Origin of the sequence: uncultured Methanobrevibacter sp. (genome assembly GCF_905235195.1) — an archaeon.
Taxonomy (GTDB): Archaea; Methanobacteriota; Methanobacteria; order Methanobacteriales; family Methanobacteriaceae; genus Methanarmilla.
Genome location: NZ_CAJOKH010000016.1, coordinates 1 through 26,074 on the forward strand (window position 1 = coordinate 1; position 26,074 = coordinate 26,074).

The 26,074-nt window shown below is 25.2% G+C and carries 23 protein-coding genes and 1 pseudogene; 13 read left to right on the forward strand and 11 right to left on the reverse strand.

Translation table 11 applies throughout. The features are described from left to right. Nucleotides 1-100 precede the first annotated feature (100 nt). Nucleotides 101-323: pseudogene (locus QZ146_RS02515) on the forward strand (IS5/IS1182 family transposase); the annotation flags it as partial. An 823-nt stretch (nt 324-1,146) separates the two neighbouring features. On the opposite strand, the gene QZ146_RS02520 reads toward QZ146_RS02515, so the two are convergent. From QZ146_RS02520 to cas2, 3 genes are all read right to left on the reverse strand, one after another. Next, nucleotides 1,147-3,510 carry a hypothetical protein gene (locus QZ146_RS02520; protein WP_295722071.1) on the reverse strand — a complete coding sequence of 788 codons (2,364 nt, stop codon included), beginning with the start codon at nt 3,508-3,510 and terminating at the stop codon, nt 1,147-1,149. 399 nt (nt 3,511-3,909) lie between these two features. Then, nucleotides 3,910-4,899, reverse strand: coding sequence for a CRISPR-associated endonuclease Cas1 (gene cas1 / locus QZ146_RS02525; RefSeq protein WP_365316371.1), 990 nt, complete (start codon nt 4,897-4,899; stop codon nt 3,910-3,912). A 53-nt stretch (nt 4,900-4,952) separates the two neighbouring features. Continuing rightward, a complete protein-coding gene (gene cas2 / locus QZ146_RS02530) occupies nt 4,953-5,228 on the reverse strand; it encodes a CRISPR-associated endonuclease Cas2 (RefSeq protein ID WP_295722072.1) in 276 nt (91 codons plus the stop codon). A 405-nt stretch (nt 5,229-5,633) separates the two neighbouring features. On the opposite strand from cas2, the gene hypD reads away from it, so the two are divergent. From hypD to QZ146_RS02545, 3 genes are all read left to right on the forward strand, one after another. Then, entirely contained in the window at nt 5,634-6,680 is a 1,047-nt protein-coding gene (gene hypD / locus QZ146_RS02535; protein ID WP_295722093.1) for a hydrogenase formation protein HypD, read from the forward strand. Between the two features lie 201 nt (nt 6,681-6,881). Further along, on the forward strand, nt 6,882-7,583 hold the full coding sequence (locus QZ146_RS02540; RefSeq protein ID WP_295722073.1) for a phosphoglycolate phosphatase: 702 nt from the start codon (nt 6,882-6,884) through the stop codon (nt 7,581-7,583). Nucleotides 7,584-7,652: 69 nt separating this feature from the next. Further along, nucleotides 7,653-8,960, forward strand: a complete 1,308-nt coding sequence (locus QZ146_RS02545) for a TldD/PmbA family protein (protein WP_295722074.1) — start codon at nt 7,653-7,655, stop codon at nt 8,958-8,960. 37 nt (nt 8,961-8,997) lie between these two features. On the opposite strand, the gene QZ146_RS02550 is transcribed toward QZ146_RS02545, so the two are convergent. After that, nucleotides 8,998-9,243: a hypothetical protein gene (locus QZ146_RS02550; protein WP_295722075.1), complete on the reverse strand. Its 246-nt coding sequence runs from the start codon at nt 9,241-9,243 to the stop codon at nt 8,998-9,000. Between the two features lie 313 nt (nt 9,244-9,556). Between QZ146_RS02550 and QZ146_RS02555 the strand changes: the two genes are divergently transcribed. Further along, a complete protein-coding gene (locus QZ146_RS02555; protein ID WP_295722076.1) occupies nt 9,557-10,807 on the forward strand; it encodes a tripartite tricarboxylate transporter permease in 1,251 nt (416 codons plus the stop codon). 669 nt (nt 10,808-11,476) lie between these two features. Next, entirely contained in the window at nt 11,477-12,031 is a 555-nt protein-coding gene (locus tag QZ146_RS02560) for a GNAT family N-acetyltransferase (protein ID WP_295722077.1), read from the forward strand. 460 nt (nt 12,032-12,491) lie between these two features. Here QZ146_RS02560 and cbiQ read toward each other — a convergent pair whose 3' ends face one another. From cbiQ to cbiM, 3 genes are all read right to left on the reverse strand, one after another. Continuing rightward, a complete protein-coding gene (gene cbiQ, locus QZ146_RS02565) occupies nt 12,492-13,322 on the reverse strand; it encodes a cobalt ECF transporter T component CbiQ (RefSeq protein ID WP_295722078.1) in 831 nt (276 codons plus the stop codon). A 386-nt stretch (nt 13,323-13,708) separates the two neighbouring features. Then, nucleotides 13,709-13,996, reverse strand: a complete 288-nt coding sequence (locus QZ146_RS02570; protein WP_295722079.1) for a PDGLE domain-containing protein — start codon at nt 13,994-13,996, stop codon at nt 13,709-13,711. 2 nt (nt 13,997-13,998) lie between these two features. Then, nucleotides 13,999-14,634, reverse strand: coding sequence for a cobalt transporter CbiM (cbiM, locus tag QZ146_RS02575; protein WP_295722080.1), 636 nt, complete (start codon nt 14,632-14,634; stop codon nt 13,999-14,001). Nucleotides 14,635-15,501: 867 nt separating this feature from the next. Between cbiM and QZ146_RS02580 the strand changes: the two genes are divergently transcribed. From QZ146_RS02580 to radB, 7 genes are all read left to right on the forward strand, one after another. After that, nucleotides 15,502-15,927, forward strand: coding sequence for a hypothetical protein (locus tag QZ146_RS02580; RefSeq protein ID WP_295722081.1), 426 nt, complete (start codon nt 15,502-15,504; stop codon nt 15,925-15,927). A gap of 167 nt (nt 15,928-16,094) precedes the next feature. Continuing rightward, complete coding sequence (locus QZ146_RS08820) at nt 16,095-16,343, forward strand: hypothetical protein (protein ID WP_365316375.1); 249 nt, start codon at nt 16,095-16,097, stop codon at nt 16,341-16,343. Between the two features lie 43 nt (nt 16,344-16,386). After that, entirely contained in the window at nt 16,387-16,863 is a 477-nt protein-coding gene (locus QZ146_RS02585) for a hypothetical protein (RefSeq protein WP_295722082.1), read from the forward strand. A gap of 81 nt (nt 16,864-16,944) precedes the next feature. Next, nucleotides 16,945-17,118, forward strand: coding sequence for a hypothetical protein (locus tag QZ146_RS02590; protein ID WP_295722083.1), 174 nt, complete (start codon nt 16,945-16,947; stop codon nt 17,116-17,118). A gap of 95 nt (nt 17,119-17,213) precedes the next feature. Then, nucleotides 17,214-20,096, forward strand: coding sequence for an Eco57I restriction-modification methylase domain-containing protein (locus QZ146_RS02595; protein ID WP_295722084.1), 2,883 nt, complete (start codon nt 17,214-17,216; stop codon nt 20,094-20,096). Between the two features lie 2 nt (nt 20,097-20,098). Beyond that, a complete protein-coding gene (locus tag QZ146_RS02600) occupies nt 20,099-20,329 on the forward strand; it encodes a hypothetical protein (RefSeq protein ID WP_295722085.1) in 231 nt (76 codons plus the stop codon). A 267-nt stretch (nt 20,330-20,596) separates the two neighbouring features. Continuing rightward, entirely contained in the window at nt 20,597-21,304 is a 708-nt protein-coding gene (gene radB, locus QZ146_RS02605) for a DNA repair and recombination protein RadB (protein ID WP_295722086.1), read from the forward strand. Between the two features lie 112 nt (nt 21,305-21,416). Here radB and QZ146_RS02610 read toward each other — a convergent pair whose 3' ends face one another. The 4 genes from QZ146_RS02610 to pgsA form a co-directional block, all read right to left on the reverse strand. Next, nucleotides 21,417-22,553: a type II secretion system F family protein gene (locus QZ146_RS02610; RefSeq protein WP_295722087.1), complete on the reverse strand. Its 1,137-nt coding sequence runs from the start codon at nt 22,551-22,553 to the stop codon at nt 21,417-21,419. A gap of 18 nt (nt 22,554-22,571) precedes the next feature. Then, entirely contained in the window at nt 22,572-24,275 is a 1,704-nt protein-coding gene (locus QZ146_RS02615; protein WP_295722088.1) for a CpaF family protein, read from the reverse strand. 287 nt (nt 24,276-24,562) lie between these two features. Continuing rightward, complete coding sequence (locus tag QZ146_RS02620; RefSeq protein WP_295722090.1) at nt 24,563-24,805, reverse strand: DUF357 domain-containing protein; 243 nt, start codon at nt 24,803-24,805, stop codon at nt 24,563-24,565. Nucleotides 24,806-24,830: 25 nt separating this feature from the next. After that, nucleotides 24,831-25,883, reverse strand: coding sequence for an archaetidylinositol phosphate synthase (pgsA, locus tag QZ146_RS02625; RefSeq protein WP_295722091.1), 1,053 nt, complete (start codon nt 25,881-25,883; stop codon nt 24,831-24,833). Nucleotides 25,884-26,074 lie beyond the last annotated feature (191 nt).

Below are 26,074 nucleotides of genomic sequence, written 5' to 3' on the forward strand. Positions count from 1 at the left end.
TTGAATGTATTTTTAGGAGCCTTAATCATATCACAAGGTTTTAACTCAAAAACAGCAATACAACAATTATCTGAGAACTAAAAAATTCAGGCCCCTAAAATACTTTAATATTTCTGAAGTTTTAAGTGATAATCAAGTTTATAAAAATTTTTCACTCCAAGATTCAGAAAAACTTGTTAAGGCATTAAATCATATCTTAAATTCAAGAAAATCGTGTCAAAAGAAGAGAAAAAAAGACTTTTATTGTTGATACAACACCAGTTGACTTGGATATTAATTTCCATAGAAATAAAAAGACTAAAGAACATCTCAAATCATTGAATTGTTTCGTAAAATAAGTGTTTAAAGAATTAGATTAAACTATATTAGAAATATTTTTTATATAAAGATAATTTTAATATTGGTATCAGTCAAATACCAATAGAAATAATAAACAATATATATGTTTATTATATTTAAAAAAAGTAATATAAAAACATACATAATTTATCTAAATTTATCCATTTTAAGAAAAATAAAATAGGGACTGTCCACTATTTAATTTTTTCCTGATTTAAGATGTTTTTAGCATGATTTTTTTTATAGAGTGTCCGCCAAAAGTCAAAAATTCATATTGAAAACATTATTAAAATGCTTCTTTTTTGTTTTAAAGAAATGGATTTATTAAAAAATTCTATTTTGGCGGACACCCTTATACCCATATTACAATATCATATAGGTGGGATTCTATTTTTTGATTTTAATAAAAAATTATCAGTACAATTTTTGACAGTTCCTTCTGGATAAAATATATGTGGGAAATTGAAAAAAATTCAACATTTTTAAAGTTATCCCAAATATTCTATTCCTCCTTTCTCTCAAAATCTTCAAACCTCTCCTTTTTAAGATTTTCCATTTTTTTTCATCAAATATCTTTATATTAAGTATATTTTCTTCTATTTTTTATTAATAATTACAAATGTTCCAATTTCTGTTATTGATTCATATTTTACATCACATTCCGCGTATAAAGAAATATATCTCTCAAAAACAAAGGAGAAGTGCCTATTGGATGGTTATGCATTACAGTATGTATTTCATTTTTCTCCTTTCTTCTTTAATATCGTTAAAAAAAATCTTTCCACCAATAAATCAATTCAAACGGATTTAGTTAAAAATTCCTTTTAAACTTCTTAATGGTTTAGTCAACTTCCAACTTTTTGAATTAATTAAACTGTCATAATTCTGACTTAGATTATTATTTTTTCTTTTTATCCTTCCATTTTCCTTTTTCAATTTAGAAACAGTTTTACGTAATTCAATATTTTCTTTATTTAAATTATTATTTTTTTGTTTAATATGTTTATTTTTTTCTTTCAATAATTTTTCATTGTTAGTATAGATACTTGATTCAGTAAAAGGTTTCCATTCAATATGAATTTTAATTACTTCTTGATTTTTAACATCTTTTTTGATAACAAATGGTTTATCAAAAGAAACCAAAATAGGGTCATCTAAATAATCTTCATTATTAATCCTAACTTTAGTGAAATCTATATATACTGGAAATCTTTCATTATTAACATCCTTAAATTCATTACTTCTAAATCTTAAATTTAATTCACCATCACCAATGCAATAAAGATTTAAATCTAAATATGAATTCATACTGCGAACAATTAAACCCTTACCTTTTTCATTTTTTAAAAAATTAGGATAAAAAAGTTCCAAAGATGCATCATTATAATTAATTATATCAACAGAATTAAAATGATCACCAACATTTTTAATATCAATTCTGGCCGTATTATACTTTAAAAGTGAATTAATTATTTTATTAGGAATATCATTATTTAAATCATAATCATTAATATATAAATCAATTAATTCATTTAAATCAAACTTATTTTCATTTTTAATATCGTTTATTATTTTTATAATAGAAATTGCAGCATATGCATTAGTAAGATGATGAAAATTTAATGTTTCAATAGAATTAGCAACTTTCCAATAAGATTCATATGAAAAATAATTTAAAAAATCACTTTTAAATTTAGGTGAATAAAAAACCTTTTTTAAGATTTCTTCATGCTGTAAATCTTGATTAATACTTATACAATGAACTTTTGTTTCATGAGGACCTGAAATATAGTCTAATTCATTTTTAGAAAGAGGATATTTATCATTTATTTTTTTTGCATATTCAATTGTTTGATTAGATATTTCCCTTCCACCCTGAAATTCGAAATCCAATAATTTTGGACAGTACCTAGAAAAAATTAAAGCGATTAATAAAGAATCATCATTGCAATCAGGTGTATTTATTTTTATTTTATGTAAGTTTGGATCTAATAATGGATTTAAAGTGCATATATTAGAAAAATATGATTCAACAATTGCCTTTGCAAAATGATGTCGAGTTCTTACTTCATTGTGATGAATCATAGTTATTTCTTTAGAATTATCAGATACTTCAAAATCTTCCTTAATTTTATTAAAAGAGTTTTCAATAACACTAAATGTTGAATCCCTTAATGAAGAATCATGTCTAAAACAAAATTTTGACATATCTTCCAAATATTTATCTGGTGTTTTATTTGGATAACCTCTTATACATCCTCCACCGGAACCTGTAATAGAATATATAGGCTGAGTAGTTTTAAATTCTTTAAAATACATCTGTTTATGAAAACCTCCTTTTAAATAAAATGAAATATCTATCGGAGTAAAACTGTCTTTAAAGTAATATTTATCATAAAAAATAGGTTGATTTAATTGAAAATCAAATTCTTTAGCAATTTGAGATGCAATTTTAAAATCCTCTTCATGAATATGTTTTTTATCATCAAATGATTTAATTCGAATATTAGTTAAATCTATATTCGCATTTAACCATAAAACTGAAACAATTCTTGTATCGAAACCTCCTGATAACTCTATAGAGATGTTATTGGTTTTACGTCTAATAGACCGAATTAAATTTATCCATTTATAATACCATTCATCCAATAAATTTATGCCTTCTTGAGAATCCAATGATACTGAATACAAATTATATTTAATTTTTTCAAAAGAAATTTTATTATTAAATTTATTTATATAAATTATATAATTTCTTGGGACAAGTTGGATTTCATTAATTAATGTTCCTCCATAATCATATGAACATAATCGACAAAATAAAAAGGATTTGGCATAATCTTCGTTTAAACTAATATCATTATTTTTTAAATATTCTGACAACTTAAAAAAGGAGTTTGAAATAGCAAAATAATCTTCTCTTTGATAAATATATATACCATAACTACCATTGGAATCTTGATAAATAGAAATTTTTTCATCCTCAACATTAATGAAAATATAAGCACCTATACCGTTTAATGATTTATAGTTTATGTCTGTGTTATCCCTACCAATAACAATTTTTTCATCAATTACAGCATATCCATAAAATTTACTTTCAACAGCGGAAATATTTTTAGAATCGATAATAAAAAATTCATCTCCAAATAAATCATCAAATTCAGACATAGTATCCTCCAATTTACTAATTTTCAATAACTACATATTTTATGTAAAAAATCACATACAAACAAAAACAGCCAATAATTACATAATTATAATCTGTATAATCATAAGTTTGAATCTGTCACTATTTAAATTTATTCAAAAATAAGCACTGCAAGAAAATTAAGGTCTTTTATCTTTTTTAATAAAAATATAACAATGTTATATAGATGTTTTTTGGTTTCGTAAAATAAGTGTTTAAAGAATTATATTAAACACTCCTTATTTTTTCTTATTTTATCTATTTGAAACATATACGTTATCCTTTTTATAATTTTTTTAGGACTAAAATTTTCACCATAAAAATAATAGTGATGTACTCATAATATTATATGAATATTTAGTCATTGTCATTGTTAAAGTCTAAATTTTAGGACAAAATTTTTTTGATTGAATTTTATCTACTTGTACCCACCAATGGAGAGAAAATCCTCTAAATTCTTCTTCATCTAAAATAGTTTTTACAAGATTAGAAGTTTGTTTATTCATAATATCTTTATAAGTTAACTCTTCACCATTATAATTAATAGTTGAGTTAATTTTATCCATTATTTTACTTACAATGACTTTTCTTTTATCTAATTTTATTGAATTATTTCTTTTATCTAAATCAGTTACTGTAATCTGTTTTTTATTTATTAGATTTATAACAGTTTTATCAACAATCTGTTGTCTGAAATCTTCTATTAAATCATAGGTTAAACTAGTCCTATTATCTCTATCAAAATGTAAAAATCCACAATATGGATCAAGACCATTTAATAATATTGATTTTGTAATTTCACTAGCCAAAATTGCATATCCATAATTAAGCATAGAATTAAGTAGATCTGTTGGTTTTTGAATTCTCTGTTCAAACCCAATATTAGGAGGAATTAATAATTTTATTCCACTCCAATATTCATAAGATGCTTTTCCTTCACAACCCATAATTTTCATTTTAATATTCTCATGGTTATTTGTTAATTTTAAGGAATCTATTTCTTTTATCTCTTTAGTAATTTTATTTTTTAAAACATTAATTTCATCTATCTTTTTACGTTTATTAAGAGTAGTTAATGTTGATTTTTGATTTAGCATTTTGGATTTGATTAATTCCTTTGCTATTCTAATCCCCTTACTGTTTTCACTTAGTTGATACTGATATTTTTTTAATTTAACATTTCTCCTATCAGGGGATTCGAGAATGTAGTTTAACCGACCAAAATAATCAAAAGAAATTAATTTTATATTATTTTTAGATATTAAAGTTAAAGCATCAAAGGTTATATATCCTTTTCCAATAATAAGAATACTTGAAATTTTATTTGCGTTTATTGAATCTAAAATATTATCTTTTTCCTTAATAATTATTTGATTATCCTTTTATGTAATGATTTATTATACCCGTCAATTATAATATCCATCTAAAACACCCTATACAAGTCTTCTCTAAATTTAATTTCTCCACCAAAACTTTCCTTTTTAGAATAACACCTATCACATATTGGAAAAATTATTAAAGTATCATTATTATTTATAGTACTGGAAATATTGTTTTTAATATAGTTAATTTCCAAATTATTCAATTTACCAATGTAAGTGTTATTTTGAATTTTCTTAAGGCCAAAATGTCTTAAAATATTTTCAATTTTTACTTGATTTGTTTTATATTTAATGTCAAAGCTAATTAAAGTATACATATTATTATATTCTCTAACAAAACCTAAATATATAAGTAAAAAATAAACTCAAGAAAGAAATAATGAAAAATTTAAATAAATTAAAAATATGGAGAAATTGAAAAAAATAAGATTTAATCAAAGGTAAAAAATAGAAAATTAATAAATTAAAAAATTAAAAATACATATATGAAAGTTTTACAAAATATTAAAAGATTATATTAACAAATATAAATCTAAATATTAAACATATTCCATAATTTTATTTGTTCATGAAAAAAAAATAATTTAATAAAATAAGGATATCTTAATATTTGGCCCTAAATTAATAAATTTAATAAATTAAATAATAATAAACTAAATTAATTAATAAATTTAATTAACTATTCCTTATAAAAAGAATAATCAGGTAATAGAATGACTAGTATGAAAGATATGTCTAAAACATTAATAAAACGTATTAATGATTTAGCTGTACCAATAAAAATTATGCATGTATGTGGTTCACACGAACATACAATTATGGAAAATGGAATTAGAAGCCTACTTCCTCCAGAAGTAGAAATTATAGCAGGACCAGGATGTCCTGTATGTGTTGTACCTTCAAGAGAAATAGATGAGGCAATAGAACTTGTAGATAAAGGAGTAACAGTTACTACATTTGGAGATATGATGAGAGTTCCAGGATCTACTAGTTCACTTCAAGAGAAAAAAGCTGAAGGTGGAGATGTACGTATTGTTTATGGACCTAACCGTGCAAGAGAAATTGCTGAAAATACCGATAATGATGTTGTATTTATTGGAGCAGGATTTGAAACCACTGCACCTACAACTGCAGCAGAAATACTAAATAATCCTCCTGAAAACTTTTCAGTTTTATCATGTAATAGAATGATTCCCCCTGCAATTGATTGGTTAATTAATTCTGGACAAACTAATCTTGATGCTCTTATTGAACCAGGACATGTATGTACAATTATTGGAAATAAACCATTTGAACATTTTTCAACTGATTATGGTATACCTCAAGCTACAGCAGGTTTTAATCCTTTAGACATACTTATGAGCGTTTATATGATTTTACGTCAAGTTAAAAAAGGAGAACCTAAAATTGAAAATGAATACAAACGTGCTGTAAAATACGAAGGAAATATACAAGCACAAGAAGCAATGGATACTGTATATAAAGTTGAAAGTAGAGAATGGAGAGGTTTTCCAAAAATACCAGATTCAATACTTGAAATTAAAGATGAATTCAGCCAATTTAATGCACGTGAAAAATATGATATAGAAGTTAAAGAAGTTACAGAAGCACCTAAAGGTTGTATCTGTGGACCAATCCTTAGAGGAATTAAAAAACCTACAGACTGTAAGTTGTTTAGAAAAGAATGTAATCCATTACATCCAATAGGCGCATGTATGGTATCTAAAGAAGGTACATGTAATATATCATACCGTTACAGTGCCAAATAGAAAGATTTATAAAAATTAAAACAAAAGAAAAAAAGTAAAACTAAAACTAAAATAAAAACAAAAACAATCTAAAACAAAGAAAAAACAAAAAACTTCAACGAAAAACCCAAAAAACTAAATAAAAAAATCATAGCTTTTGTTTTATTAAAATATTAATATTTTACTTATAATTTCATTAATGAATAGTCACTTGGTGATATGATGGTAAAAATAGATGCTGTAGCTGTAGATATTGATGGTACTATTACAGATAATAAGCGACGAATATGTATCTCTGCAATAAAAGCCCTTAGAAAATTAGAAGATAATGGAATTCCTACAATTATTGTAACTGGCAATGTTGCAGATTTTGCATATGCAACTGCAGTACTAATAGGTTCAAGTGGAGGAATTGTCTTTGAAAACGGAGGAGGAATCTTTAAAGAGGACAAAAATAATGGAGAAATCCTTATTATCGGAGATAAAACCCAAGTTGAAAAAGCACACCACGAAATTATTAATCAAATTCCACATATAATGTCTTCAGCCGATAATGTTTTTAGACTTGCTGAGAAATGTTATTATAAAGATAATGTTAGAAAAGATGAACTTTCAAATGCTGTTAAAGAATTTAATGTAATAGTTTATGATAGTGGCTTTGCACTACATTTAACTGATCCTAAAATCAATAAAGGAAGTTCACTTGAAAAACTTCTTAAATGGCAAGGCATCTCTTCAAAAAATGTTATGGGCATTGGAGATAGTGAAAATGATTTGGAATTTTTAAAACATTGCGGTTTTAAAGTAGCAGTCCAAAATGCAGATGACCGTCTTAAAGAAATAGCAGATTACATATCCCCACTAAAATATGGTGATGGAGTAGCTGATGCAATAGATAAATTTGTTTTAAATAATACTATTTAAAATCCAATAAATGAAAAAAAATTATTTTAAATATAAAATTTAAAAAATCCTGTAAAGTGAGTGAAATTTATGTTATATGAATTATCTAAAATAGCTATAAATGACGTTTCCAAATATTGTGATACTTATGAAGTGTTTATAGAACAATCAAAAGAACTAGAATTAAATGCAGAAAAAACAGAACTTAATTTTGCAAAAGAAGAAATTAATTTAGGTATTGGAATTGGAGTGATTAAAGATAGTAAATTAGGCTATGCATATACTAGTAATATTAATGAAATAGAAAAAACAGCAAAACAAGCATGTCTAAATTCTAAAATAAATGAAAAAGATGAATACTTTGAATTTGCTACTGCATCAAAATTTAAAAAAGTAAAAAATACCTATGATAAAAGAATTGATGATGTTACACTTGATGATGGCAGAGATTACTTAAGTCAAATGTTTAATATTGCAAAAGAAGAGAAATGTGATGTTAGTTCAGCACAATTTTCAACAGGTTTGGGTGAACGATTAATTGTAAATTCTAATGGTCTTGAAGCTTATGATAAATCAACAGGTTTTGGAGGATATATTGCAGTTAATGCAAAAAAAGACGGAGAATTATCTAATGCATATGATGGAGAATCAAAATGTCTCTATGATTTGAATCCAGAAAAAATAGCGAAAGACAGCTGTAAACTTGCAAAAGATTCCATTGGTGGTAAGAACATTGAAACTGATGATATGCCTGTTGTTTTAAATTACCATGCAGGATCAGGACTTTTAAATAACTTTTTAAATGGAATTAGTGGAGATAATGTTTTACGTGGCAGAAGTATTCTTAAAGATAAAATTGGAGAAGATATCACTAGCAAAAATCTTTCCATTTATGATGACAATAGTTATGAAGGAGGACTTGCTTCAGCATCATGTGATAGTGAAGGTACACCATCTCAAAAAACAAAAATAGTAGAAGATGGAGTTTTAAAAGGATTTATTTATAATATTTATAATGCTAATAAGGCAGAATGTGAAAGTACCTCTAATGGTTTTAGAGAATCATATGCAGGTATCCCTGGAGTTTCAACATCAAATGTAATATTTGATTTTAAAAACATGAAAGATTTATCAGAAATAAAAAAAGGTATTATAGTAAGTAATGTGCTTGGAGCTCATACTGCAAATCCAATCTCCGGAGATTTTTCTGTAGAAGTAAGTAATGGATTTTTAATAGAAAATGGAGAAATAACAAGCCCAATAAAAAAAGCTATGATTAGTGGAAATATATATGAAGGACTTAAAAATTGTAACGGTATAAAATCTGAAATAAAACAATATGGAAGCTTCATAATTCCACAAATTATAATAGAAAATCTTAGAGTAATAGGAAACTAGAAATAAGTAGTAATGATAATAATTTTATATTACTACTCTAATCTATCTCATCAAATTTACTTAATTTATCATTTAAAATTTTAAGTCTATTTGAAATCTTATATTCTATTTTTTCCATTTCATTATTAAATAATTCTTCACATTGTTTATCTAAATTTGAAAGATTCCTATCATATTTCATCTGACTTTTACGAGCTACTACATCATATTTACTAGAAACTCTTTTATATATTTTTTCTGCTTCTGCCTCAAAGTCAAATTCTTCATCTTTTTCTTTAACCATATTATCACATTAAAATGATTGTAAAATTCTTAAGAATTTTTAAAAAAATTTTCTAATTATATACTATTTATAGATTTTATATAATATATAATTTCTTAAAATTAAGTTAATATTTATAAAATATGATTCAAGTATTTTGTAAAAAAGAGCTATACAAAAATAAAATTAGACTAATATTTTAAAATAAAACATATTATACTAAAAATTATTTTAAATAATAAATAATTTAAAAAACTAAAATAAATACGATTTCCAAACTATTTTTAAAATAAGATAAGAATATAATTATATAAAACAAATTCCACTTAAAAATATGATTGAAATAATTATTGCATGTTTTTTAGGAATACTTTTAGGTACGATTACTGGAATTTTTCCAGGAATACATGTTAACACTTCTGGTGCAATAATATTTACATTATCCCCCTATTTACTGAGTTTTTTATCTGCAGAGGTATTATGTGTTTTTCTATCATCCCTTGCAATCTCCCATGCTCTTTTAGAATTTATACCATCAATACTTCTTGGAGTGCCAGAAGAAGGAACAGCACTTACAATCCTTCCAGGCCATAGAATGGTACTAGAAGGAAGAGCTAAAGAAGCAATACGTATTGTTGCTATTGGAGGTTATGGTGCAATAATTGTAACTATAATAACACTACCAGTATTTGCCCTAACCCTTCCATATTTTCATAATATAACAAAACCATATTTATGGATTTTTCTATTAGTCGTCTCCCTTATTCTAGTTTATAAATTAAGTCACACAATAAAAGAGAGAATTTGGTCACTAATATGTTTTTTATTAAGTGGTTTAGTTGGTTGGGCAGTATTTGAAACGCCCCTTTCATCAAATTTAAGCCTTATGGCCACATTTACAGGACTTTTTGGTATCAGCACCATCATATTCAGTATTGGTGAGAATTCACATATACCTCATCAAAATCCCTTTGTAGAGTTAGAATTAAATAAAGAAAGTTTAAAAAATATTTTTCTTGGAGGAACTACTGGAGGAATACTTGGATTTCTACCAGGATTTGGTCCTGCGCAGGGAGGAATAATTGCACAAAATATTACAAAAACCACAGATAGTGATGAAAATGCAAGTAGTTTTTTAATGACCATTAGCGGGATTAATACATCAGATTGCTTATTTTCACTAATTTCAATATATTTGATTGGAAATCCTCGAAGTGGAATAGCTGTATTTATTTCATATCTAATTAATCAATTTAGTATTATTCACCTTTTACTTTTTATCTTCACATCACTAATTTCAGTATCACTATCATTATCACTTGCACTTATTATTGGAGATAAGTTTTCAAAGATTATTGAAAAAATGGATTACAATAGAATGTCAATCATTGCAATTGGACTTATGATAGTATTAGTTTATATTTTTACCATTGTTTACCATGGCCCACTATGGTATATAACACTTATTCTTATTGTAACAACAGCTCTTGGACTTATACCTCATTACCTCGGTTTAAGTAAATCACATCTTATGGGTGTTTTAATTCTACCTGCAATTATAATTTATTTTAGAATGTTTCACTAAATTAATCTTTTTTTTATAAAAAAAATCATTAATTAAATAAGAATTAAAGAAAAAAAACTAAAAAAAAAATTAAAATTAAATAATGAAATAAACAGCAATAATTGAAAAAATTTCTAATTTTAAAAAAAATAGCTAAAAATATTATTGAATAAAATTCCTTAAAACTAATATTATTTGATATTAATTTGTAATGAATAAAAATAATTAGTTTTAATTTGATTTATTGATATTAAACCTTTGATATTATTTAAATGTTTAAAATAATACTATCTTCAACAAAGTCAAAAAAAAGTAATACTTTTTTAAGAAAAAGTATTTATACTCCTTAATACAAATAAGAGTATGAAGTTAATAGAAAAAAGTATTACTAAATTTCTCAATACTCAATATATTTAATACCATAGTTAGTTTTAAAAAACTGTTAACTTCACCTATAAAAATAATTCAAGATATGTCGCCTCTAAAATCTTAAATTATTTAAAAAAATCTTTGAAAATAAATAGAAACAAAGCATATAAAATGTTAATCCATATTGAATAAAAGAATAAACATTGAAGTCCATTAAATCATATTTTTCTCTCCTATAAAACTTAAAATAACAATTATTCTTTTATTCAACATATATGGTAAAGGTAATTATTATATTAAATTATTAGTTGAGTTGATAAAATGTATTATTCTATAGTAAACTTAGAAGAACATTCTCATTTAATAAACAATACTAAAAAATACTTATTTGAAAAAATTAAAGAAGAATTTGGATTATCTTATATACCAGAATATCATTATGATATTGTTAATTTAGAAAAAACCTATATGATTCCCAAAAGAAACTCTTTTTATATTGCATTAAATTCAGATAATAAAATCATCGGCACTTTAGGTATTAGAGGGTATGATAAAAACTTTGAATTTTTCAAAGGTAAATATAGTCAAGATAAGACTGCAAGTTTATGGAGAACCTATATTGATAAAGAATATAAAAGACATAAAATTGGATCAAAACTTGTAAATATTGCTGAAGAATTTGCAAAAGATCATCAGTATAAGGAAATATACCTACATACACAAAAAGATCTAATTGAAGGATATCATTTTTGGAGTTCACTTAACTATATCAAAACAATTGAAGACAATGATACTATCCATATGGAAAAAAAGTTAAATGTTTTAAATTTAGCAGCTTTCAAAAGAAAACAATTAGCTAAAAGTATTAAAACTTAAATAACTAAATATTTTTTTAAATTAAAAAGGATAAGATTTTTTTAAATCCCCTATATCTATTTTTACTTATTAATCCCTTAATCTACATTTTTAAAATTATTGATTAATATTGAATATAAATTCCACATTTAATTAAAATAAATTTGATTATGGCTAATATATAGAAAATGTATGAATTTAAAAAAAAATTGAAAAAGAAAAAATATAAGAATTTAAAAAATAATTGGAAAATAAATTTGTATTTACAAATATTTCCTACATATCACATAATTAAATTATAAAATAAATAGTATTGATTAAATAGGAATATTAATTCAAAATTTCATATTTACATTCAAAACTATAAAAATAATTAATGCTATATTTAAAATAGTTAAATGAAATTTGAGTGGAAAAATAAGAGACTTAAATTAAAAATTTTTAAAAATAATCTGAAATTTTAAAAAAAAACTGAAACAGTTTATTTATACAATACCATAGTTAAAAATCCAAAATGATCTGGAGCAAATATTAAAATTAACTGAAGAGTAATGATAATAACAATTAATGTTCCCATATAAATCATTTCAGGTTTAGCTACAACACTTCTAACATATAACATATCAGAATTATCAGATAATCCACGAGCCAACATTGTATAATAAGTTCTTTCACCTTTCTCATAAGCTTTTAAAAACATCATAGCAATTGTATAACCAACTTGTTTAACTCTCCATTTATAAGGAGTGATTTTACTGAAAATATCAAAATTACGGGATCTTTGACTAACTCTAATAGATTCAAGTTCATCTACGAAAATAAATAAAAACCTAACCATAATAGATAAAATCATTGCAAAATCCCTAGGCATACCTAATTTTCTCAATGACTGTACAATCTCATTCATAGGACTTGTAGAGGATAAGACGACAATTGCAGTTAATGAGACTATTAATCTTGCAGTTAAAATAATCGCCCAATTAAGACCAGTGTCAGTTATATGAAGCCAAGAGAAAGGTCCTTGCCATATTACATTACCTGTATGAACAAATGGTTGAAAAATAATAATAAAACCTGCAAATGGAAGTAACATAGCAATTCTTTTAAAAGAATCTTTATAAGACAATCCTGCAATATAAATTATAACAAGTAAAAATATTTCTAAAACAAGCGGGATCAATAATTGAGTAGAACATACACAATAGACAATTATCATTAAAACAGATATAAGCTTAATACGGCCTTCCAAATTATGAATCGGAGAATCCATCCCACTTAATGCATCTAAATCTAAACTTTGTGAAATATCCATATAATCCCTATAAAAAAAATTATATATAAATTTATGAATTTGATAAAAGTAAATTTTATATCAAAAAAGTATTACTAATAAGCTAATTTATGAAAAAAAGTAATACTAAACTAATTTAAGGCAGGTAATTACATAATATGTTTTTAATACTTAATAAAATCATAAGAATAATAAGTTTGTATTTGAATATTTTTTAAAAATTAAAATAACTTAAGTTTTTAAAGTGCTAAATTTAAATGTCTAAAAAAATAAAATAAAAAAATATCTTATAAAATTAGTTAATAATAAAACAGATAATTAATATAGCATTAGTTTATTGGTTATTAAATACATTGATTACTACTAACTAATTTAAAAAATATTTAAAAGGTATATTATATATTAAACTAATTTTTTCTCAATACAAAAGCTACACCATATGCTAACAAGAGTGTAACTATAACCCCAATAATAAGTGCTGCAATTTCACCAATTGAAGTATCTCCAAGAGTGTAATCAGGCATAGGAGATTGGAAGCTGAAAGTTGAACCTTCTAAACTTTCAGGTACTTTTGAATCTTCTGCTGATTTTTCAAGCCCATCAGGATCGCTTGATGCTAAAAATGGTGATAAACATGCTATTACAACACAAATTACAATACCTACAATTATTAAATTTCTAGTTTTAATATCCATATTTACACCCCAGTAGCTTTATTCCATAATAAAAGGTCAGGTCTGAATTTTTCAAGAGCATATATTACAATAACAGTAAGTACAGCCTCAATCACACCAATGAAAGCATGATAAGTTCCCATTGCTACAAGTCCTGGAACAAGTGGGAAAGTTCCTGCTAAAGTCATCTCAACAGCACATGCAAGAGAAGATACAAGTGTTGCAAGCCATGCTCCAAGTGCAATAGAAGGGTATTGGCCAATAAGATTTTTTAATCCTTTAAATGTGTATAAACCTACACATCCTCCTATAATACCCATATTTAAAACATTTAAACCTAAAGTTGTAACTCCACCATCCCCAAAGAGTAATGCTTGAAGAAGAAGTACAACGAAAAATACAATTATCGCTGCTTCTGGAGCTAAAAATACAATAGCAATTAAAGTACCTCCAACCATATGTCCACTAGTACCGAAAGGAATAGGCATATTCATAGACATAATAGCGAAAATACCTGCTGCTAAAACTGCCATTAAAGGCACTTTTTTTTCATCCAAATTATTTCTCGCCCATTTTTGTGCAAAGTATAATGCTATTATTAAAATTACATAATATATAGCACATTGCCACAATGGTACAAAACCATCAGGTACATGCATTATTTATTTCCTCCTTAATTAAAAATATAAAAATTTTTTAAAAAAAATTTCCACATATGAAAATAATACTTAAAAGTAATACTTTTTAATAAAAAGATTACAATAACATATAAATAGTAATACTTTTTTAAAAAATTTAACTAAAAAAGTAATACTTAATTATTACTTAAATTTCTTAATTTTGAAATTAAAAAAATAAATATCCATATTTTTTAAAAATATTACCTCCATAATTAAATATATTAAAAAAAAAACTATATAAATCTTATTAAAGTATTACCCTATAATTAGAATAAATAAAAAAAGTATTACTAAAAATTTTATCTAAAAAGAGATTATATGCTTATAAATTAAAAAATATTCAATAAATAGTATAAATAATTCTAGTAATCATATATAGAATAATAAAATATAAATAAAAATAGATTTATTAATTATATTAAAAAATAAAATATTATATGAATTAAAAAGAATTAATTAATAAAAAAAATTAAAAAAAGTATTAAAACAAAGAGAAAAAATAAGAAAAGTAATATTTTTATATATTTTAATAAAAACTAAACAAAAATATGTTTATTGAAAAAATAGATAACCTAAAAAATAAAAATAAAGAAAATAAGAAATTGAGATTAAATAAAAAAACTGAAAAAAAATTAATAAAAGCTTAAAAATTTTAAAAAAAACATACAAATAAAATCTAAATTAAGATAAATAATATAATATAATATAATAATTTAAGAATACTTGAATAAATAATTAATAATAATCAAATAAGTAAGTAAGAATAAGTGAATAAAAAAATTAACAAAACTTGTATAAAATAAATAAATAAATAAAAAATTAGTGTGAAATATACTATGGAAAAATATGGATAAAATGAAAGTTGAAGATTATTTTAACAAAGAAAAATGGGAAAGATGGGTTAATTCTGTTAGTGAAAACTTTAACGGAATAAAAAAAAATAGTAAAATAGGTATTGCTATATCCAGTTATCCGGAATATGGAATATTACTTACAATAGGTAAAAAAAATATTGAAGTAGAAATTAAGGAAAATAATGCTAATCATCATATTAATATTAATGAAATGGACATAATTTTTGAAATAGACCCCTATGACTTAGATCTAGTCCTCATTGAAGGAAACTTTTCAAACTTTAGAGAGCTTATTAACAATAGAAGAATTGGAATGTATAGTGTAAGTGAGCTAACAAGCCTTATTGATAAGGGATATAGTCAATTTATGGCAAAACTTGGATTTTACTTTAAAGATAGTACTAGTCCATTATCTTAAATGATTATTATAAAAAAATTAAAATAAAATCTAAATATTATAAAATTAAAGCTAATATAAATCTAAAAATTTATTTAAAAACATAAAATAATATATTTATTATAAATAAGAATATATATTATAATTATTCATTCAACATTAATGAAAAAGTCATAAAGATAGACTATCTGGATATGTGCTATCGCTTCAACAATTTTTGTACTAAATACAAGAAAGTTCCATCATATGTGATGACGAATCAATCAAAAAAGAAAACGGATTTCACATTATTCGTTTATTACCTAGCTAAGATTTGTTCTTTCCTTTATAAGGAAAAATATCTACCGGATTATTGCATTTTTAACACGAATGAGTTGAAATCCGCGAAAAAAACTGCTTCAAAAACCGATAAAACACCACCCTACATCAACTGCTAAAAAAACACCAAAGTTGACCACTTTATACAAGAGCCAGCCACACTTGTACACCACAGCAACAGGGTTAGGACAGAATTATTTATGGAGCTGCGGCGCCAATATGCTTCAGCAGTTATTCAAAAAATTATTGAATAAAACCATACCCGAGGATTATCTCATCACGGTTTGCGGTACTACCACCAAGGGAACTGGACATAATCAGTTGAAGACTGGAGTCGCCGCAGTCGGCAAGAAATACGGAGCCAAGTTCAAAGTAGAATTCAAGAACTTCTCTGATACGGGAAAAACCATTGACGAGCGTTTTAAAAACATAGGAAAGCTCTTGGAAAAATCCAATGTTGCCATTGGATTTCACATAGGTTATCAGGGATCAGGTGCGAAAGCATCCGGTGAAATCTTCGGTCACTATGAAGTCATCGACATAATTGATGTGAAAAACAGGAAAATCAGAGCCTTAAATTCATTAGGGTACAAATTGAATGAATGCCTACCAGAGACACCTGCAATGGAGGTCATTTGATTTGCAGGCTCATTACTGTGCCCAGACACCGGGCGGACAGCCTGCTGTAATGATAATCACAAAGGTGGAATAAACATGATAATGAAAATCGAAGCCGAACTCCTAAACATCGCGCAAAAATTATTAAACATTGCATATGAACGTGAAGGCGCGACAGACAGAGTAATCAAACTACAGGTCAGAATAAATACCTACCGGGCAGAAACCAACATCCATGATAAAGACGCTGTTTTTGAAAACGGTTACTGCCAATAAAATTTATTCATTTTTCTCTTTTTTTATTTTAAATAATTATTTATAGTATATACAATAAACTTACTATTAAATTAAAATAATAGTAAGGGAAAATTATGTCTATACGAGTTACCGAAAGAAGCTTGTATCCTCCATTAAGTGGTTATCTAAAAGAATTAGGATTCAATAGTGTTTCAGAAATTAAAGATAATAGTGGCCAATTAGATATATTAGCTATTAAAGAAGAAAAGAAATTTGTTATTGAAGTAAAAATTGGAGACCCTCAAGAAAAAATTATTAAAGGATTAGAACAAGCATTAAAATATGCAAAAGATAATAATACTAATAATGTAATTGTTATTAACTTTCCTGATTCTATAAGAACCGTAGATATCTCAACATTAGATGCGAAAACACTAACAACAGTCACTAATACTTTCTCTGCTCATGAATTTTTAATTGAATCAAAGGATGTTTGTCCAAAATTATTATTTGATGAATTAAATGACCTAATTTTAACAAAAAGAAAAATAAATGATGTAGATGTAAATCTCGTTATTCGTGCAATATCTGAGGCAATTAATCAAATTAATAACACACTAAGAAATTTAAACAAAAAAGATATCGACAATCTTATTAAATTAATTACAGGTAAATTAGATTTATTTTTGGCATTATCTGAACTAAAAAAAGAAGAAGAAATACAAAATATGACATTAAATTTAATAAGTTATCTTCTTGTTAACCAAATGTTATTTTATCACATCTTTAGTAAAAAATCTCAACGAATACCTGAGTTAACTAGAATTCATACATTACATGATCTTAAAATACAATTTAATAATATCACAAAAATAGATTACAAATCTATCTATCAAATTGATGTCCTCTCACGATTACCTGAAAATACTAAAATAATTAGTTCATTAAATTTAATTATTGATTTATTTGAAATTGTTAAACCCGAATTTGTTGAACATGATTTAATTGGACGACTATTTCACGATTTATTACCTTATGAAACCAGAAAAATATTAGCTGCGTTTTATACTAATCCTGTGGCTGCGGATATATTAGCAGGATTATGTATTAATTCATCAAAAGATAAAGTTATTGATCCTGCTTGTGGAAGTGGAACACTACTTGTATCTGCTTATAAAGAAAAATTAAGATTAGATGAAGAAAAAACTAATAAAACTGAACTACATCATTATTTTGTTGAAGAAGAAATTACTGCTATAGACATAATGCCTTTTGCAGCTCATCTAACAGCTATTAACTTATCATCTATGAATATTGAAACACCTTCAGATAATTTAAATGTTGGAGTAATGGATTCTTTAAGTTTATCTAATAAATTAAAAAATAAAAATGTTTATAAAATGGAAGAGTTTTCAAGAGAATTACAAACAACAATTGATTTATTTGGTAAAGGAACTCAAACTGCCCTATCAAATTACACTAGTACAGAAAGTTCAGGTGCGGTTACCGCAGATTCAAAAGGGTCTGGATTTAAAATAAGAAAAAATAGTTTTGATACTGTAATTGCAAATCCTCCTTTTTCAGATAGAGAAAAAATGCCTAATGATTATTTAAAAGTTCTAAATAGCTATTCTGAACTTACTGATAAATGTGGTTCTCAAATAAATTTATGGGGATATTTTTTAGCATTAAATGAATTATTATTAAAGAAAAATGGAGTTTTTGGATTTATTATACCAATTAATATTTTTAGAGGTGTTGCAACTCAAAAAATTAGAGAATATCTCTTAAACAATTATACAATACAATATGTAGTCAAGACTGGAAAAAATACCGCATTTAGTGAAAAAGCAAGTTTACGTGATATTATAATAGTGGCAAAAAGAAAAGCTCCAAAACCATCTAGTAAATTTAAATTTGTCATTATCAATGAAGATTTGCATGATTTAACATTTTTAGATGCGATAAATATCTCTAAATATATTAAAGAAGAGATATTAGTCACTGGTTTAAATATAGATATGATAGAGCTTAGACATCAAGTATTGTTTGATAATATTGATAATTTAATGCCTATATTTGGATTAATGAATACAAAATCAAGTAAAATACTTGGAGAATTTAACAATGTAATTCAACAAAAAATTGGCCATCTTCTTAAAAAGATGGATAAAAAGATAGCACTTGAAGGATTCAGACCAGTTCCAGCAGGCAGCAACGACCTACTTTTTATAACTAATAACTTTAAAGAAAATAGAATCAAAAAAGCTTTTTTAACCTTAAAAGAGGAAACTAAAAATGAAGTGACTGCGGTTATAAAGGATTTACCTGATAAAGAATTTATTTTTCCAAAAAATATATTAATTAAAAGTATGAGAACTGGTACAGATGTTAATTCAATGAATATAGAAGATAAGTTAGATTATATAATTACACAACCTACAGACGATTATCCTATGCTTTTAAATTTATCAAAGGTAAAAAATAAAGAAGAGTGGAGTTATAAAAATTATTGTAAAGAAATTAATAGTAAATGGACATATATGGTTACATCACGAAGATTCAGACCAAATTCTAAAAATACATTTCTTTTTGCTTTTTATAGTGACACTCCATTTGTTCCAAATAATTTATTTAAAATAATTAGGATGGAAGAAACGGAAGCGAAGATTAATACATTATTCTTAAACAGTTCAATAGGTATCTTAAATTTAATATTATTAAAAGAACAAACAACTGAATCTTATACTGATATACAACAAGGTGATTTAAAGAATTTCGATATTATTGATATAAACAAATTAGATGAGGAAACCATAGAAGACCTTCTTGATCTGTATGATGAATTAAAAGATAATGAATTTAGGTCATTAGTTGATCAATTTACCGAACAGACAAAAAATAGGATTAAACTAGATACTAAATTATTAACAATTTTAGGATTTGAAAGGAAAGAAATAGAAGCATTACTACCTCAAGTATATGAAGCAATTAGTTATGAATTAAGGAATGGTTAAATATGTTCGATTATACCATCATTGAAGAAACAGATATTGATGATATCATAGATTTTCTCGCTGAGACCGAGACCCATATAGAAATGACAACATTATTTGATGAGTGGAGAGGCTTCGCTTATTATTATGGAGATAAGATCGGTATTCCTGATAATAACATCGACGAATTCGGCGTAATCGCGGGTGTGTTCATGACAGGCCAATTTGAGAAAAAACCTCCCCACCGGATCTAGTTCAAGCTTATGAAACATTCTGGGGATTAAATGGGATCAGCGATGAGACCAAGGCGAAACTCATGTTTGAATACATTGTGAATTGTTTTATAAAAGAATAAAATATTTATGTTTGACAACATATATTAGATTATTATAATACTTTATTAAAGAAATCATATAGTTTTATAGTCAACTAACTAATTACATATTATAATCATATAGTAAAATATGGATTTCTTTTAAAAGAAAGGTAATTGAAGTTCACAAAAAAAATTAAGTGATTATATGAGAACATTAAACAAGATTGGAGAAGTAGATAAAATTTCCACTAACTCATCTATTGATGAACTTTTAAATGGAGGAGTTGAAAAAGGAGTTATAACCCAAATATTTGGATCTCCAGGTTCTGGAAAAACAAATATTGCTTTACAACTGTCAGTTGAAGTATCAAAAATGGGAAAAAAAGTAATTTTTCTTGACAGTGAAGGAGGAATATCAGTTGATAGAATCAAACAAATAGCTAAAGATTCATTCGATGAAGTAGCGAACAATATAATCATTTTAGAACCTACTACCTTTGAAGAACAAAGTGATGATTTAATAATAGCTGAAACATGGTTGAAAGATAATAAAGATGAAGTTGAACTTATTGTTATTGATTCTGCCGTTGCATTATATAGGATAGAAGATAGGAATTCATCTAAACTAAATAAAGAGTTAGGTAAACAAATGGGACAACTTTCAAGAATGGCTCGAAAATATAACATTGCAGTTCTCCTAACCAATCAGATATACTCTGCATTTTATGATGAAGATAATAATGGGGAAATAAAAGCAGTAGGTGGAACTATACTTCAATACTGGAGTAAAGTAGTAATTCAACTTGAAAAATCAGATATTATTGGCCAACGAGTAGCTACACTCAAAAGACATACTGCAATTGCCGAAGGTAAAACCGTTAAATTTAAAATTACAGAAGATGGAATTGTTTAAAAAAATAATAAACTATTTTTTAAAGATAAAATAATCAAATAATATTTTAAATAACAAAAAATCGATTAAAACAATATTAAAATTAAAAATACAATGCAAATAGATAAAAAAATTAAATTTTAGGCTCTAATTTTTTAATAAATAATGCCATAAAAATAATAATCATAGGAAAAAACAATCCATAAATAATATACAATGCAATAGGAGGCATAAGTGCACCTACAACTGTTGATGCAGCTATAAGCATTATAAGAAATACAACTGGCGCTAAAACAACCAAAAAAGTATAAATCATAATAAATCCATTTAATTTTTGAGCATAATTTTTTAATTTAATTCTCATGTCAAGTGAAATATCCTCTGCTATAATAAATAAACTCTCTGAAAGATTAGACCCTAAATTTTTAGTCGAAATAATCTGTTGATTTACACGTCTTAAACCATTAGAATCAACACGAATTGACATATTCTTTAAAGCCTCATCAAGAGACCTGCCATATTGAACTTCATTAATTACCCTATTATACTCATAGGACAATATACCATAATCCGACTTTACAATAGAAAGTAAAGTATCATTTAAACCTTTACCTGCTTTTAACTCACAAGCCATATGTCTAAGAGCAAAAGGTAGTTCACTTGAAATGGAAGAATATAAATTTTTCTTTCGAATAATAGGTAATTTAATAATAAAATATATTATCATTATAATAAACAATACTATTATAAAAGCAAAATCCATTGATAAGAAAATAGAAAGTGTAATAAAAAGTAAAATTAGTATAAATCCTAGTTTTTTAGGATTGAAATTGATTTTATCTTTAAATATTATTTGACTTTTAGAAAGTCTATATGTTAAATTTTCAAATAAATAATCATTGTTTAAATCCTCACCATATAAATTACTTCTTTTATAAGAATCATATGAATTATTTTTAAAATTTTTATTTAAATAAGTTCTAAAATCAGCGAATAACGGATTTTCTTTAATGATATCCTTATTTTCCCCGATATTTTCATGATGAAAATTATCCTTAAAATAATTAGAATGGTTAAATTCTTCTAAAGACGTATATTCTGCATTTTTATCATAAGTCTTAGAAATTGTTTTTTTATTTGAAAGATTAGATTTATTATAATTTATAAACAAATTATTAGCTAACTTATATAAACTATAAAATAAATCAATACCAAAGTTAATTATAATTAAAAAGGTCTCCGTAATTTTTATAAAAAAATCATCTATCATTTAAACCAACATAAAACATTAAATAAAACAATTAGGTCTTTGTATTAAATCATCTAAAACCTTATCAGAATTAATGTAATAAGATTCCAAGATTTTACTAACCAATTTATTTGATCTATAATTATTTTTAGCCATTAAATCAAAAACAGATTTTCTTTTATTAATTTCAAAATCTATTTCAGCTTTTGTAAGACCTTTCATACTCGCTAAAATCTCAAGACTTTTTGATGATATACCAACCTTCTCAAATTTATCATAAGAAGGATTCCACCTAAACAATTCATTTAATTGAATATTACCTTCACCTAAGCCCACCACTTCAGACAATTCTGTAACCCTTCTATAAACCATACCATTAGGAAGATAAATTCTTTTTTGCATTAAAATAAAATCAAGGGAAGTTATCATGATTTTAGGAACATTCATAGGAGGATTAACTAAACGACTAATAGTTTCTCTTCCATTGTTTGCGTGTAATGTACCAAAACCAGAGTGTCCAGTATTAAGTGCTGTAAAAAGAGTTATAGCTTCACTTCCACGAACCTCCCCAACAATTATTCTATCTGGCCTTTGTCTTAAGGCATTTTTTAACAAATCATCCATATTCAATTCTCCCTTACCTTCAATATTAGCAAGGCGTGTTTCCATTCTTATAGTGTGTTTATGTGGAATTTGAAGCTCAAGAGTATCTTCAATACTAATAATTCTCTCTTTAGGATTAATTAATCCTGCAAGAGCATTTAAAGTCGTAGTTTTACCTGAACTCGTACCTCCAGAAATAAGAATATTGGAAGATTTTACCCCCAAACCATCAATAGCCAACCACAAAAAACTAGCAAGCGTAGAATCTAATGTATTAGAATTTATCAAATCAATAATAGTATAAGAATCCTGTTTAAATTTACGTATAGTTAAAGTAGGTCCATCAGCAGATATAGGAGGAAGAGTACCATTTACTCTGGAACCATCTTTAAGTCGACCATCAAATATTGGAGATTCACTGTCAAATCTACGATTGTTAGACCTTGCAATAGAGTCAATTATGCGAATAATATCAACATCCCTATCAAATATAAGATTTGTCTCCATCATTCCATGATTTCTATGATATACATAGACGGGCTTATTAGACCCTATTACCATTATCTCTTCAAGATCATCATCTAAAATTAAAGGATTAATTAAGCCATAACCATTAATATTTTCATATATTCTTAAAGACAAATCTTCTAGATAATTAATATCCATATTTTCATTAAATTTTTCTTTAAGTATATTTTTTATATCTTGAACTTTTGCAATTTCTTTTGTTTGTTTAGATGATATAGCCAAATCCACAAGCTGACTTCTGATATTTTCTAGTAAAATCTCCTCATCAGGAGAAAAACTCTTATGATTAACCATATAAAATGGAAGCAGATTGTTTTCTCTAAAAATATTATCCTTATTCAAATACCCTTCATCTTCCTCTATGAATTTTAAATCATCAATCCAATTTATTGAAAAATCTGAATCTGAAAAATCATCATCATTTAAATTAGAATAATTGAATTCTTCCCCATCTATCATATAATCATTAAAATTGTTATCTTCCTTATAATCATTATAATCTTCATTAATATGATCATTTAAATTGTGATTATGAGGTATAAGAAAGTTTTCATAATCTAAATTATTTATGGAATTTTTTGGAAAATGAGTTTTATCTTTAAATGATTTCATAATTAAAGAGTGTATTTAAGTTTAAAAATATTTTATTATTCCTTTTAAAAAAATAGTCTTTAATTAAAAATAAATTAGAAAACTAAAATAATTCATATATTTAATAAATTGAAAAATTAGTATAAATTAAAAATTTTATAATAAATTAAAATGAAAATGAAAAATAAATTAGAACTTAGTAAATAAATAAAAAAATAAAAATTAGAACTTAATAAATAAATAAAAAAAATAAAATAAAAATTAGAACTTAATAATGAAATAAAAAATAAAAAATATTAAAAGGAAAATTAAATAATTTCATAAATCATTCTAAGTGCATCAAGTAGGCCATGAGAATATTCAATGCATCCAAAAGCTGTTCTAAAATCTTCTTTTTCGAGATAATATTTAGAATCATTTTTATAATCAATAGCTCTTGAGTAAACTTCTTTTTCTAAAGGAGTAAAATCAATATTTTCAACTTCTTTTAAATTTCTCTCAAGCTTTGAAATATCTATTTCAATCTTTTCTTTTGTTTCTAGTTCATTCATAATATCACAAAAAAAGATTAACAATTTAATCCATACGTTTTTTACGTCGAATAATTTTTTTAGTTTGTGTCTTATTGTCCATATCATGAAGGTCCTCTGGAGGAGTGCTTAAATCAAATGGTTCATCACTTAAAGTTTTTTCATCTATGATAATTGGATCTTCCTCAACACCATCATAATCTTTATTAAGTAATGATCCATTAAGTTCTTCCTCATTAAATAATGGTTCAAACTCTCCTTCGGATTTTTTATCCCTTTTAAGTTTGGTATTATCTTTATCTTTTAATCCTCCTTCATAATCAATAGAAGAATCTTTATTAGATTTATTTACTTTGGATGATAAAAATGACCTTAGATTTGATCTAGTGCCTTCTGATTTTTCTTCCTCCCTACTTTTTTTATCTTCTTCATCCATTTCATCTAATCTATCCAAATCAATAGTTGAGTTAAGTTTTTTATTGGTTTCCTTTTTAGATAAAGCAACAGGTCTTTTTATAAATCTGTATTTTTCTTCTTCAGTGACTTTATATACGTAGTATACTCTCTGAAAGACTGTAATATATGATGCTATAAGAAGTGCTATTAATATATATAAGAAATATTTATTACCATAATAAGAACCAATACAAGAACCGACCACTAAAATAATTAATCGTACTGCACGTTCTGCAATACCTACTTCACACCGAATACCTTTAGATTCTGCCCTTGCCCTTACATAACTTATAGTTAATGCAGAATGAACAAGAAGTACACCTATTAACCAATCACAATATCCACCAAATACAATACCTATTATTATGATCCCATCAGAAAATCTATCCATAGTTGAATCTAAAAATGCACCAAAATCTGATGTTCTATTGTGAAACCTAGCAACTGCACCATCAAGGACATCGAATAAACCATTTAATAGTATAACAATAGCCGCCCCTAATAAATAATGTTTCGCAAATAATATTGCTGATAGAATAGCAAATAACGGAGATATAAGTGTTAATATATTAGGATTAACATTTAATCTTTTAGCAATAGGATTCAAAATCTTTGTTAAATAAGGTCTTAAATTTCCAAGCATATAACTTATTTTATATTTTAATATTTATTAAATTTTAGTTTTACAATGCAAAAAAAATAGAATAATTTTTAAAAAATTTTGAGAGTGGGACACAAAATTTTTTATAAATTTTTCTCAACATTAAAAAAAAAAATAATTAAAATTTTTAATTTTTTATATATTTTTCTTATTTTAAGTATTTTTTCTATTTA

Excerpts from the sequence above, each read along its gene's own strand:
- QZ146_RS02560 (WP_295722077.1), top strand. The coding sequence starts at position 11,477 with ATGTATTATTCTATAGTAAACTTAGAAGAACATTCTCATTTAATAAAC.
- hypD (WP_295722093.1), top strand. The coding sequence starts at position 5,634 with ATGAAAGATATGTCTAAAACATTAATAAAACGTATTAATGATTTAGCT.
- QZ146_RS02540 (WP_295722073.1), top strand. The coding sequence starts at position 6,882 with ATGGTAAAAATAGATGCTGTAGCTGTAGATATTGATGGTACTATTACA.
- QZ146_RS02555 (WP_295722076.1), top strand. The coding sequence starts at position 9,557 with ATGATTGAAATAATTATTGCATGTTTTTTAGGAATACTTTTAGGTACG.
- QZ146_RS02580 (WP_295722081.1), top strand. The coding sequence starts at position 15,502 with ATGGATAAAATGAAAGTTGAAGATTATTTTAACAAAGAAAAATGGGAA.
- QZ146_RS02545 (WP_295722074.1), top strand. The coding sequence starts at position 7,653 with ATGTTATATGAATTATCTAAAATAGCTATAAATGACGTTTCCAAATAT.
- QZ146_RS02615 (WP_295722088.1), bottom strand. The coding sequence starts at position 24,275 with ATGAAATCATTTAAAGATAAAACTCATTTTCCAAAAAATTCCATAAAT.
- QZ146_RS02620 (WP_295722090.1), bottom strand. The coding sequence starts at position 24,805 with ATGAATGAACTAGAAACAAAAGAAAAGATTGAAATAGATATTTCAAAG.
- QZ146_RS02610 (WP_295722087.1), bottom strand. The coding sequence starts at position 22,553 with ATGATAGATGATTTTTTTATAAAAATTACGGAGACCTTTTTAATTATA.
- pgsA (WP_295722091.1), bottom strand. The coding sequence starts at position 25,883 with ATGCTTGGAAATTTAAGACCTTATTTAACAAAGATTTTGAATCCTATT.
- cbiQ (WP_295722078.1), bottom strand. The coding sequence starts at position 13,322 with ATGGATATTTCACAAAGTTTAGATTTAGATGCATTAAGTGGGATGGAT.
- radB (WP_295722086.1), top strand. The coding sequence starts at position 20,597 with ATGAGAACATTAAACAAGATTGGAGAAGTAGATAAAATTTCCACTAAC.
- QZ146_RS02550 (WP_295722075.1), bottom strand. The coding sequence starts at position 9,243 with ATGGTTAAAGAAAAAGATGAAGAATTTGACTTTGAGGCAGAAGCAGAA.
- QZ146_RS02600 (WP_295722085.1), top strand. The coding sequence starts at position 20,099 with ATGTTCGATTATACCATCATTGAAGAAACAGATATTGATGATATCATA.
- cas2 (WP_295722072.1), bottom strand. The coding sequence starts at position 5,228 with ATGTATACTTTAATTAGCTTTGACATTAAATATAAAACAAATCAAGTA.
- QZ146_RS02570 (WP_295722079.1), bottom strand. The coding sequence starts at position 13,996 with ATGGATATTAAAACTAGAAATTTAATAATTGTAGGTATTGTAATTTGT.
- QZ146_RS02595 (WP_295722084.1), top strand. The coding sequence starts at position 17,214 with ATGTCTATACGAGTTACCGAAAGAAGCTTGTATCCTCCATTAAGTGGT.
- cbiM (WP_295722080.1), bottom strand. The coding sequence starts at position 14,634 with ATGCATGTACCTGATGGTTTTGTACCATTGTGGCAATGTGCTATATAT.
- QZ146_RS02590 (WP_295722083.1), top strand. The coding sequence starts at position 16,945 with ATGAAAATCGAAGCCGAACTCCTAAACATCGCGCAAAAATTATTAAAC.
- QZ146_RS02520 (WP_295722071.1), bottom strand. The coding sequence starts at position 3,510 with ATGTCTGAATTTGATGATTTATTTGGAGATGAATTTTTTATTATCGAT.